The organism is Caldimonas mangrovi (assembly GCF_023721835.1).
Lineage (GTDB): Bacteria > Pseudomonadota > Gammaproteobacteria > Burkholderiales > Burkholderiaceae_C > Caldimonas > Caldimonas mangrovi.
Map to the genome: position 1 here is coordinate 58,109 of NZ_JAMKFE010000002.1, position 11,820 is coordinate 69,928.

8 protein-coding genes are annotated in these 11,820 nt (G+C 66.4%); 1 reads left to right on the forward strand and 7 read right to left on the reverse strand.

Annotated features, from left to right (window positions below):
- Positions 1 to 43 precede the first annotated feature (43 nt).
- Together icmF and M8A51_RS26690 are read right to left on the reverse strand one after the other, a co-directional pair.
- Positions 44 to 3,349: a fused isobutyryl-CoA mutase/GTPase IcmF gene (gene icmF, locus M8A51_RS02850; RefSeq protein ID WP_251776620.1), complete on the reverse strand. Its 3,306-nt coding sequence runs from the start codon at positions 3,347 to 3,349 to the stop codon at positions 44 to 46.
- A gap of 319 nt (positions 3,350 to 3,668) precedes the next feature.
- Positions 3,669 to 4,595: a polyphosphate kinase 2 family protein gene (locus tag M8A51_RS26690; RefSeq protein WP_407062195.1), complete on the reverse strand. Its 927-nt coding sequence runs from the start codon at positions 4,593 to 4,595 to the stop codon at positions 3,669 to 3,671.
- A gap of 260 nt (positions 4,596 to 4,855) precedes the next feature.
- On the opposite strand from M8A51_RS26690, the gene M8A51_RS02860 reads away from it, so the two are divergent.
- Complete coding sequence (locus M8A51_RS02860; protein WP_251776621.1) at positions 4,856 to 5,632, forward strand: type III pantothenate kinase; 777 nt, start codon at positions 4,856 to 4,858, stop codon at positions 5,630 to 5,632.
- Between the two features lie 130 nt (positions 5,633 to 5,762).
- Here M8A51_RS02860 and hslU read toward each other — a convergent pair whose 3' ends face one another.
- The 5 genes from hslU to M8A51_RS02885 all read right to left on the reverse strand — a co-directional run bounded on the left by hslU (position 5,763) and on the right by M8A51_RS02885 (position 11,713).
- Positions 5,763 to 7,094: an ATP-dependent protease ATPase subunit HslU gene (gene hslU / locus M8A51_RS02865; RefSeq protein WP_251776622.1), complete on the reverse strand. Its 1,332-nt coding sequence runs from the start codon at positions 7,092 to 7,094 to the stop codon at positions 5,763 to 5,765.
- A gap of 136 nt (positions 7,095 to 7,230) precedes the next feature.
- Entirely contained in the window at positions 7,231 to 7,767 is a 537-nt protein-coding gene (hslV, locus tag M8A51_RS02870) for an ATP-dependent protease subunit HslV (RefSeq protein WP_251776623.1), read from the reverse strand.
- 110 nt (positions 7,768 to 7,877) lie between these two features.
- Entirely contained in the window at positions 7,878 to 9,560 is a 1,683-nt protein-coding gene (locus M8A51_RS02875; RefSeq protein WP_251776624.1) for a hypothetical protein, read from the reverse strand.
- A gap of 23 nt (positions 9,561 to 9,583) precedes the next feature.
- The gene (dksA, locus tag M8A51_RS02880; protein WP_251776625.1) at positions 9,584 to 10,450 is read right to left on the reverse strand and encodes an RNA polymerase-binding protein DksA; all 867 of its coding nucleotides are present in this window, start codon (positions 10,448 to 10,450) and stop codon (positions 9,584 to 9,586) included.
- Positions 10,451 to 10,666: 216 nt separating this feature from the next.
- Positions 10,667 to 11,713 (reverse strand): CobW family GTP-binding protein, encoded by a 1,047-nt coding sequence (locus M8A51_RS02885; RefSeq protein WP_251776626.1) that lies wholly within the window; start codon positions 11,711 to 11,713, stop codon positions 10,667 to 10,669.
- Positions 11,714 to 11,820 lie beyond the last annotated feature (107 nt).

Below are 11,820 nucleotides of genomic sequence, written 5' to 3' on the forward strand. Positions count from 1 at the left end.
GGGGCAGGCGCAGGTGATTGCAGCCGCCCCCGAGCGGCGGGCGCTACATGTTGCGCCGGTACTGCCCGCCCACCTCGAACAGCGCCGACGTGATCTGGCCGAGCGAGCACACGCGCACGGCATCCATTAGCACCTGGAACACGTTGCGGTTCTCGATCACCGCCTGCTTCAGCCGTTGCAACTGCAACGGCGCTTCCCCGGCATGGCGCCGATGGAAGTCTTCCAGCCGCTGCAGCTGCGACCGCTTCTCCTCTTCGGTCGACCGGGCCAGTTCGAGCGACTCGGGAGTGGGGTCGCCCTGCGGGTTGCGGAAGGTGTTGACGCCGACGATGGGCAGCTCGCCGGTGTGCTTGAGCATCTCGTAATGCATGCTCTCTTCCTGGATCTTGCCGCGCTGGTAGCCGGTCTCCATTGCGCCGAGCACGCCGCCACGCTCGGCGATCTTCTCGAACTCGGCCAGCACAGCTTCCTCGACCAGCTCGGTCAGCTCGTCGATGATGAAGGCCCCCTGGCTGGGGTTTTCGTTCTTGGCCAGGCCCCACTCGCGATTGATGATCAGCTGGATCGCCATCGCCCGGCGCACGCTCTCCTCGGTCGGCGTCGTGATCGCTTCGTCGTAGGCGTTGGTGTGCAGCGAGTTGCAGTTGTCGTAGATCGCGATCAACGCCTGCAGCGTGGTGCGGATGTCGTTGAACGCGATCTCCTGCGCATGCAGGCTGCGGCCCGACGTCTGGATGTGGTACTTCAGCTTCTGCGAGCGTTCGTTGGCGCCGTACTTTTCCCTCATCGCCACCGCCCAGATGCGGCGCGCGACCCGGCCGAGCACCGTGTACTCCGGGTCCATGCCGTTGCTGAAGAAGTAGCTCAGGTTGGGCGCGAAGTCGTCGATGTGCATGCCGCGCGCGAGATAGGCTTCGACGAAGGTGAAGCCATTGGACAGCGTGAATGCCAGCTGGCTGATCGGGTTGGCGCCGGCCTCGGCGATGTGATAGCCGCTGATGCTGACCGAATAGAAGTTGCGCACCTTGTGGTGCACGAAGTATTCGGCAATGTCGCCCATCACCTTCAGGCTGAATTCGGTCGAGAAGATGCAGGTGTTCTGGCCCTGGTCTTCCTTCAGGATGTCGGCTTGCACGGTGCCGCGCACGTTCTCCAGCACCCAGGCCTTGATCTTGGCGTGTTCGTCGTCGGTGGGGTCGCGGCCGTTGTCCGTCTTGAATTTCTCCACCTGCTGGTCGACCGCCGTGTTCATGAACATCGCCAGGATGGAGGGCGCCGGTCCGTTGATCGTCATGCTGACCGAAGTGCTCGGCGCGCACAGGTCGAAGCCCGAGTACAGCACCTTCATGTCGTCGAGCGTCGCGATGCTGACGCCCGAGTTGCCGATCTTGCCGTAGATGTCGGGTCGCAGGTCGGGGTCGTGGCCGTACAACGTGACGCTGTCGAAGGCGGTCGACAGGCGCTTGGCCGGCATGCCTTCCGACAGCAGCTTGAAGCGCCGGTTGGTGCGGAAGGGATCGCCTTCACCGGCGAACATGCGCGTGGGGTCTTCGCCTTCGCGCTTGAACGCGAAGGTGCCTGCGGTGTACGGGAACGACCCCGGCACGTTTTCCAGCAGCAGCCACTTCAGCTGCTCACCATGGTCTTCGTATTGCGGCAGTGCCACCTTGCGGATCTTGTTGCCCGACAGCGTGGTGTGCACGAGCGAGGTGCGGATCTCCTTGTCGCGGATCTTCACGACGTACTCGTCGCCCGCGTAGGCCTTTTGCATCTCGGGCCATTGCGCGAGCAGCTTCTTCGCGTGTGCGTCGAGCTGCACCTCGCGTTTCTCGGCCTGCTCTTTGAGCGCGTCGACGGCCTTGTGCTTCTCGGGAATGGCTTCCTGCAGGATGCGGGCGGAGGCACGCAACTGCTGGATTTCGCGCGCCAGGTATGACTGCCTGCGCGCGCGCACCTTGTAGTCGCGCACCGTGTCGGCGATCTCGGCCAGGTAGCGGGTGCGGGCCGGCGGCACGATCGGCGTCTGGTTGGTGCTGTAGCGCGTGTCCACGCGCGGCAGGCGGCCGTCGTCGAGCGCCAGACCCAGGGCTGCGAGGCGTGGCTTCAGAGCATGGTACAGCGCCGTCACACCGTCGTCGTTGAAGCGGCTGGCCATCGTGCCGAACACCGGCATCTCCTCGGGCCGCTTGCCGAAGGCCTCGCGGTTGCGCTGCACCTGCTTGGCGACGTCGCGCAACGCATCGAGCGCACCCTTGCGGTCGAACTTGTTGATGGCGACGAACTCGGCGAAATCGAGCATGTCGATCTTCTCGAGCTGGCTGGCGGCGCCGAACTCAGGCGTCATCACGTACATCGGAACGTCGACGTGCGGCACGATGGCCGCATCGCCCTGGCCGATGCCGGAGGTCTCGACGACCACGAGGTCGAAGCCGGCCACCTTGCACGCTGCCACCACGTCGGGCAGCGCCTGGCTGATCTCGGAGCCGAAGTCGCGCGTCGCGAGCGAGCGCATGTAGACGCGGGCCCCGTCGCCGGCGCCCCCTGTGGGCCACGGATTGATCGCGTTCATCCGGATGCGGTCGCCCAGCAACGCGCCGCCGCTCTTGCGGCGCGACGGGTCGATGCTGATGACGGCGATGCGCAACCGGTCGTCCTGGTCCAGCCGCAGGCGGCGGATCAACTCGTCGGTCAGGCTCGACTTGCCGGCGCCGCCGGTGCCCGTGATGCCGAGCACCGGCACCTGGCGCGCCTGCGCCTGCTGCTGCAGCGCCTGGCGCAGCGATGGCTCGACCGACCCGGCCTCGAGCGCCGTGATCAGCTGCGCGAGCGCACGCCAGGCCCTCTCGCCATGCCCGCGGATCGCGTCGACGCTCTTCGGCGCATGCTGCGTCAGGTCGTGGTCGCTGCGCATCAGCATCTCGCCGATCATGCCCTGCAGCCCCATGCGCTGTCCGTCTTCCGGGCTGTAGATGCGCGTGACGCCGTAGGCCTGCAGCTCGCGGATTTCGGCCGGCACGATCACGCCGCCGCCGCCGCCGAACACCTGGACGTGCTCGCCCCCGCGCTGCTTCAGCAGGTCGACCATGTACTTGAAGTATTCGACGTGGCCGCCCTGGTAGGAGCTGATCGCAATGGCGTGGGCATCTTCCTGCAGCGCCGCCGTCACGACTTCGTCGACCGAGCGGTTGTGCCCGAGGTGGATCACTTCGGCCCCCATGCCTTGCAGGATGCGCCGCATGATGTTGATCGAGGCGTCGTGCCCGTCGAACAGCGAGGCCGCGGTGACGAAGCGCACCTTGTGCTTCGGGCGGTACTCGGTGAGGGCCTTGGCGTCGGACAGGTCGGTCATCGAGGGGCTCCTGGGGCGGGCGAAGAGAGGGTCAAATTGACGTTTACGTCAACGTCAAATCATGCCATACACGGTCGGCCATGGCGAGACCGAAGCTTCCCGTGGGTCCTCAAGGCACGGCATCTGCCAGTGCCTGGGGAGCGCGCATGTACGCGTACACCCATCCAGGAGTTGCGATGATCCGGCTGCACTGCCCCTTGATTCCCGTTCACCGCGAGCCGCCGCTCGGTCCTGGCGTGCCGCCACCCGATCCTGCAGAGCCTCCCGACCCCACACCGATGGATCTGCCGCCCCCACCCGAGCGCGAGCATCCGGTCTATCACCGGGCTGCGCAATGCTTGCAAAGGACCGACGGCGCCCCGGTGTACCGCTTGCACCGCATCGGGGCCGGAGCAGTGTGCGGGCCCCTGGAGGGCTGCAACGCCCGCGCCCGCGACCGGCTGCCACTGACGAAGGGAGAAACACTATGGCAAAGGGCGACACCTGCGGCAACGACTATCACCTCTCGTTCGTGATGGTGGCGGGCGGCAGCACTCTTCCTTCGACGCGCTTCGAGTGAGCGATTCACGAGCGGGCGCCGACCTGCAGCCATTGCGGCTGCCGCAACCTGGGGCACGGCCTCGAATCCGATGCGGCTGTCCCTGCTGCGCGCGGCGGGACAGGCGCCGTTGACAACAAGGCCCCCATCGAGCACCAGGCCCTTGAGGCCGGGCGCGGCCGGCACGACGGTCCACGGCGCCCAGGGCGTGCCGGTCGCCCCGATGGCGTCTTCGTAGGCACGCTGGTCGTCGTCCCAGTGCTTGCGGGCCTCGGTGTCCAGGCGCGCCTGCAGGCGTTCCAGCTGTTCGCGTTTGGAGATGTGCAGGAAACATTTGACGATCACCGTGCCGGTGTCGGTCAGCAGCCGCTCGAATTCGTTGATGTGCCGGCAGCGCTGCTGCACCTGCTTCGCTGGGATCAGGCCACGCACCTCGGGGACCAGCACGTCTTCGTAGTGGCTGCGATTGAAGACCACCAGCTCGCCGGTGCGCGGCACCTTGGCAGGCACCCTCCACAGAAAGTCGTGCGCCAGCTCCTCGGCACTCGGCGACTTGACCGCGACGCTGTGCACGCCCTGGGGGCTCATGCGACCGAACACGTCGCGGATGGTGCCGTCCTTGCCGCAGGTGTCCATGCCTTGCAGCACCACCAGCAGCTTGTAGTGGTCATCGGCGTAGAGCAGGTCCTGCAGCTCGTCGAGCCGCAACGCCCGCGTGCCAATGCTTCACGGTCACGCGGCTTGTCGCCGCTGCTGTAGGGCTTGGCACGCGTGTCGAAATCCGCCAGGCGGAACTGGCCGCGTGCATCGGGCGCGCCGGCGTACGGCCAGCGGGCGAAGCCGTCCGGGTTGGGCATTGTGCAGGCACCATGCCGCGCATTGCGGCCGCTGGCAAGCCGATCGAGCGCTGATCCCCCGGGGCAAGCACCACGGTGCGCCAGGGGAGATTTCGAGATAATGGCCCGGACATGTTTCTCGCCATCGACATCGGCAACACGCGTCTGAAGTGGGCGCAGTACGAAGCGGCCCACCCCGGTGCGAGGCTGCTGGCGCATGGCGCCGCCTTCCTCGAAACCATCGACCACCTGGCCGACGGCGAATGGAAGGACCTTCCGGCGCCGACCGCCGTGCTCGGTTGCTGTGTTGCCGGCGAGCCGGTGCGGCATCGCGTCGAGGAGCAGCTCGAACTGTGGGACGTGTCCCCGAGCTGGGTGATCGCGAGCGCCGAGGAGGCCGGCGTCACCAACGGCTACGAGCATCCGACCCGACTGGGTGCGGACCGCTGGGTGGCCATGGTCGGTGCCCGCTGGCGCCTGTTGAACGAAGGCCCGGCACGGCCGGCGCTGGTCGTGATGATCGGCACCGCGGTGACGGTCGACGCGATCGACGCCTCGGGGCGCTTTCTCGGCGGGTTCATCCTGCCGGGGCACGGCATCATGCTGCGCGCGCTAGAGAGCGGCACGGCGGGCTTGCATGTACCGACCGGGGACGTGTGCGACTTCCCGGCCAACACGAGCGATGCGCTGACGAGCGGCGGCACGTACGCGATTGCCGGGGCGATCGAGCGCATGTACCGGAACATCCTGCGGCATTGCGGCACCGAACCGGTGTGCATCATGACCGGCGGGGCGGGGTGGAAGATGGCGCCGTATGTGACGGTGCCGTTCCAGCTCGTCGAGTCATTGATCTTCGACGGGTTGTTGAGGATTGCCGAGCAGAGGGTGATCGAGAGGGTGAGGCGGTAGCGGGCCCCTGGGGCCCTTTGCGAGGGCCGCGCCTCCGGACCGAATACGCAGACCGAACACCATGGCGATAAGGAGCAGCGCTAGCTGGCTCCACCACCGCCGGCAGGTACACCCTCCCTTGCGGCGGGCCTCAGAGGATATACCTCGACAAGTCCTCGTTCTTGGACAGCTCTGCCAGCCGAGCATCGACATAAGCGGCGTCCACCGTTACCGTCTGCCCACTCAGCTTCGTCGCGTCGAACGACACTTCGTCGAGCAGGCGCTCCATCACGGTCGACAAGCGCCGCGCGCCGATGTTCTCGGTGCGCTCGTTGACGTCATAGGCGATCTGCGCCAGGCGTCGAATGCCCTCGGCGGTGAACTCCACCGTCAACCCCTCGGTCGCCAGCAACGCCTGATATTGCAGCGTCAGGTTCGCATGCGTCTGCGTCAGGATGGCCTCGAAGTCGTCGACCGACAGCGACCCCAGCTCGACCCGGATCGGAAAGCGGCCCTGCAGTTCGGGGATCAGGTCGCTCGGCTTGCTCAAGTGAAACGCACCGGACGCGATGAAAAGGATGTGGTCAGTCTTGACCATGCCGTACTTGGTGTTCACCGTCGTGCCCTCGACCAGCGGCAACAGGTCGCGCTGCACTCCTTGGCGCGAGACGTCCGCTCCGCTCACGTCGGAGCGCGAAGCCACCTTGTCGATCTCGTCGATGAAGACGATGCCGTTCTGCTCGGCGTTCGCCAGCGCCTGCGTCTTGACTTCGTCCTCGTTCAGCAACTTCGCGGCTTCCTCGTCGACCAGCAGCTTCATGGCTTCGGCGATCTTGAGTTTGCGGGTCTTGCGCTTGCCGCCGCCCAGGTTGGCGAACATGCCGCGCAACTGTTCGGTCATTTCTTCCATGCCGGGCGGGCCCATGATCTCGAGCGATGGCTTCACGTCGACGATGTCGATCTCGATCTCCTTGTCGTCCAGCACACCCTCTCGCAGGCGCTTGCGCATGGTCTGGCGCGCGGCATTGTCGTGCGGCTGCGAAGGCGACAGGCCGAAGTCGCCGCGGGGAGGCGGCACCAGCACGTCCAGCACGCGCTCCTCGGCCGCATCTTCTGCACGCGAGCGCACCTTGCGCATCTCGGACTCGCGCGCCTGCTTCACGGCCATGTCGACCAGGTCGCGAACGATGGAGTCGACGTCCTTGCCGACATAGCCAACCTCGGTGAACTTGGTTGCCTCAACCTTGATGAACGGCGCATCGGCCAGCTTGGCGAGGCGGCGTGCGATCTCGGTCTTGCCGACCCCGGTCGGCCCGATCATCAGGATGTTCTTGGGCGTGATCTCGGCACGCAGCTTCTCGTCGACCTGCTGGCGCCGCCAGCGGTTGCGCAGCGCGATCGCGACGGCACGCTTGGCCTGGCCCTGGCCGACGATGTGCCGATCGAGTTCGGAGACGATTTCCTGCGGGGTCATCGCACTCATGCGGATGCCTTTCTCTGGCGTGTTGGACGCGAAGTGGAGAACCTCGGGCAAAGGGCGAGGCCGTCCGCCGGGCCGCCCCAAGGACGGCCAGCCCCCTCGAGGGGCGGGAGCGACGCGACGTGGGAGCCTATGCCTCTCAACCCAGCGTCTCGATCGTGTGATTCTGGTTGGTGTAGATGCACAGGTCGCCGGCGATTTCAAGCGATTTCTTGACGATGTCCTTGGGCGCGAGCTCGGTGTGATCGAGCAGGGCGCGCGCAGCCGCCTGGGCATAGCCGCCGCCGGAGCCGATGGCGACCAGTCCGTGTTCGGGTTCGAGCACGTCGCCGTTGCCGGTGATGATCAGCGAGGTGTTCTGGTCGGCCACCGCGAGCATTGCCTCCAGGCGGCGCAGCACGCGGTCGGTGCGCCAGTCCTTGGTCAGCTCGATCGCTGCGCGCGTCAGGTGGCCCTGGTGCTTCTCGAGCTTGGCCTCGAAGCGCTCGAACAGCGTGAACGCGTCGGCGGTGGCGCCCGCGAAGCCGGCGAGCACCTGGTCACGATACAGCTTGCGGACCTTGCGTGCAGAAGCTTTGACGACGATGGAGCCGAGCGTGACCTGCCCGTCGCCGCCGAGCGCGACGACCTTGCCCCGGCGTGCGCTCACGATGGTGGTGCCGTGATAGGAATCCATAGCGGTCTCACATGAGGCTGAAGCGCGGTGCTTCAAGCCGAAAGGGTGACACAAAAAAGCAAGAAGGCCCCGCGAGGGACCTTCTTGCTGCAGGGACTTCGCCCTGGCGCTCAGATGTTGCGCACCTTGACGCGTGCGTGCTCGGTGATGCCCATCGCGCCGAAAAACAGCGCCACCAGCCGGTGCGTTTCCTCGAACTGGATCGTGCGATTTTCGCCCCGGCGGTTCAGCACCCAGTTCAGCAGGTCGCCGGCAGCGATGAAGTCGACACGGATCAGCCGGGTGCAGGCGACCTTGACGATCGCGGCCTTGCCGAGGTTGGCGTCGAGGCCCTTCAGCGTTTCGGAAATGTCGCCCACCAGTTGGCCCGACAACTCGAGCGACGCGACCTCGATCACCGCCGGGTCGTCCATGATCTGCGACTCGACGAAGCTGGTGGAGACGTCGCTGACCACCGACAGCGGGGCGGTAGACGTGCTCGCGCGGCCGCCGTTGCCCACCTTCACCTGGCACTTCGCGGCTTCCCACGACGGTGGCGAGACCTCGTAGGTCACGCAGTAGTCGATCGCGACTTCGTCGAAGTGATCGGGGCGGTTGGCCAGGCGCAGCGCGTCCAGGCGCAGGGCCCAGAAGGCCGGGTCGGCGTCCTTCACGCCGGTGGGAGCGGCCTCCTGCAGCGTCTGCAGCAGGTTCTCGCCGGCGATCCAGCGCATCTCCAGCGGGTCCTTGGCCCAGCTGCGGAACACCTCGCTCAGGTGCGACGCGGCTTCCGCGTCGATGCTCTTGAGCGGGGCCCAGTCGAGCACCCACGGCAGCGGCATCTGCAGCGTCTGCGAGCGCAGCCGCGCCACCGCGTCCACATCGAGGATTTCCGGGCAGACCCAGCCGATCTGGCCTTCGAGCTTGGCGGCGGTGGTGGTGCTGGGCACCTCCTCGGCGGCAGCTTCGGCCACCATGCGAGGCAGCGAGAACCACTGCGGCGCCGACCAGCCGAATTGCTGCGCATAGTCGAGCGCCAGGCTTTCGAATCTGGGCTGCTGTCCGGTGGCGCGGTACAGGTCGAACAGCGCCATCCAGGTTTCAGCATGCTGCGCGCGGCTGGCACCGGCATGGATCAGTGCCGACAGCGACTGTTCGCAGGAATCGAAATCAGCATTCGCGAAGGCGATCACCGCCTCGTCGAGCTCCGGATCGTGCGCGACCTCGTTGACCTCGATGGCGAACGCGTCCGACAAGTCGCCGTGCACCGAGGGGACCGGCGCCGGCGCAGGTCGGGCCGGCGCTGACGGAGGTGGGGCATGGCCGGTAACGACGGCCCGGGCCGGCGGCTCCTCGGGAGGAGGCTCGAGCCGGATCGGTTCGGTCACTTTCGCGTGCAGGCCGCCGGGCTGTGTCGGCGCGTTATAGAACGACGCAGAGCGGCGCGTGCCGATCGACTCGCCGACCATCTGCTGCTCGATCTCGTCGATCTTGGCCTTCACCACCCCGACGTCCGACTTGGCGACCAGGTCGCGGTCTTCGTCGAGGTTGGAGGTGGCGTCGAGCGCACCCACGTTGGCCTCCGTGAGGCCCTCGCGGCGCACCTTGCGCAGCATGTCGAACTCGCGCTTGCGGACGAAGTCGTTGCGCCGCTTGCGCTCGATCATCGCCTTCAGCTCGGACTTGGCGTATTCGCTTTCGCGCGACTCGGCGGTGGCGGACGTCAGTTCGGCCCAATCGGTGGTGGGGTTCGCGACGAACCGCACCACCTTGCGCAAGAAGCTGGGATTCTCTTTGTCTTTCGGGTCCGACATGGCTCGCGGGGCGTCTGGCTCGATCAGTCTCCGAACATCTTCTGCTTGAGCTCACGCCGCTGCTGAGCCTCGAGGGACAGTGTAGCGGTCGGACGGGCGATCAGCCGGCCCAGGCCGATCGGTTCGCCGGTTTCGTCACAGAAGCCGTAGTCGCCGGCATCGATGCGGGTCAGGGCCTGGGAGATCTTCTTCAGCAGCTTGCGCTCGCGGTCTCGGGTGCGCAGCTCGAGCGCGTGTTCTTCCTCGATCGTCGCGCGGTCGGCCGGGTCCGGCACGATGCTCGTGTCTTCGCGCAGGTGCTCCGTGGTCTCGCCGGCGTTGCTCAGCAGGTCGTCCTTCAGGCGCTCCAGCTTGGTGCGGAAGAACTCCAGCTGCTTGTCGCTCATGTATTCGGCTTCGGGCATGGCAAGCACTTCGGCGTCCGTGAGATCGCGTCCGGCCTTGGTCTTCCAGGCATTGGCGAGCTTCGGGTCTGCCGGCGCGGCGGCAGGGCGGGGCTGGTCGAGCACCGCGGTGACAGGGGTCTTGTTCATGATGGCTGAGGAAGAGGCGCGCTCGGCAAGGGAACTCGCGAACGAGGCCTTGGCCGGGCTGGGAGAGGACACGACAGGGTGCGGGGCGGGGGCCGCCGCCGCGGGAGCAGGCGCCGCCGCCTTCGCCGCAGCCGGCTTGGAAGCGGCAGGCGCGCCTGCCGTTTTGGCCGGGGCCGGTTTTGCTGCGGACTTGGCAGTGGGGGCTTTGGAGGTACTCACCGGTTCAGGACTGTCGACGTGGGGCTTCCGGGCGGGGGCCGCGGAAGCCTTGGGCGCCTTGGCAGGCGGGGACTGCGTGCTCGCCGCCTTGGCCGGGGCCTTGGCCGAGGCGGCAGCCTTCTTGCCGGCGGTCGCCACGGGCGACGTTTTCGCCGCGGGCTTGGCGCTGCTGGTTCGGGCCGGGGTCTTGCTCACTTTCCGTCTCCTCGCAGGGGCAGTTATATACCTGCTCTCGTCGAATTCGGCTAGGAACTTGAAGCGTCCGGCGCACCGGGCCACCCAAGGGCGCCGCGGATTGTAGCCATCCCATGCGGCCGTGTACGCGAGTTTTCCCGGGGGTCCGATGACCGTTGGTCACGACAGGCACTGCTGCAAACCCTGCAGGAAGATATCGCGCGGCAGGTCGATGCCGATGAACACCATCTTGCTGTTTTTCGGCTCGCCGTCGGCCCATTTGGGCCCCAGGTCACTGCCCATCAACTGATGCACGCCCTGGAAGATCACCTTGCGGTCGGTGCCGCCCATATAAAGCACGCCCTTGTAGCGCAGCATGCGCGGGCCGTAGATCTGCACGATGCTGCCGAGAAAGTCCTCCAGTTTGGCCGGATTGAACGGGCGGTCGGCACGGAACACGAAGGACTTCACGTCGTCGTCGTGATGGTGGTGGTGCGGGTGGTCGCAGTGCTCGCCGTGCTCATGGTCGTGGTCATGATCATGGTGATGATGGTGATCGTGGTCGTCTTCCGCATTGAGGAAGTCGGGGTCGATCTCCAACTTGGCGTTCAGGTTGAAGCCACGCAAGTCGAACACTTCGGCCAGCGGCACTTCGCCGAAATGCACCCGGCGCTGCGGCGCACGCGGGTTCATGTGCTTCAACCGGTGCGCCAGCGCGTCGGCGGCGGCATCGTCCACCAGGTCGGTCTTGCTGATGAAGATCTGGTCGGCAAACCCCACCTGGCGGCGGGCTTCCTGGCGGTCGTTCAGCTGCAGCTCGGCGTGCTTGGCGTCGACCAGCGTCAACACCGAGTCGAGCAGATAGGTCTCGGCGATCTCGTCATCCATGAAAAAGGTCTGGGCGACCGGTCCCGGGTCGGCCAGGCCGGTGGTCTCGATGACGATGCGCTCGAAGTCCAGTTCGCCCTTGCGCTTGCGGGCCGCCAGGTCGGCCAGCGTCGCGCGCAGGTCCTCGCGGATCGTGCAGCAGATGCAGCCGTTGCTCATCTGGATGACCTGCTCCTGGGTCTCGGCCACCAGGATGTCGTTGTCGATGTTCTCCTCGCCGAACTCGTTCTCGATCACGGCGATCTTCTGACCGTGCGCCTCGGTCAGTACGCGCTTCAGCAGCGTCGTCTTGCCGCTGCCGAGAAAGCCGGTGAGGATGGTGGCGGGGATCAGGCTCATGGACGTCTCGCTTGGGAAAGTGCGCGCCAGATCGGGGCGGCAGGCGGTTTTTCAAGGGGCCGCCAGTGTAGCGACCTTGTCCCCGCACGGTCTTTGGACGAGTTCGA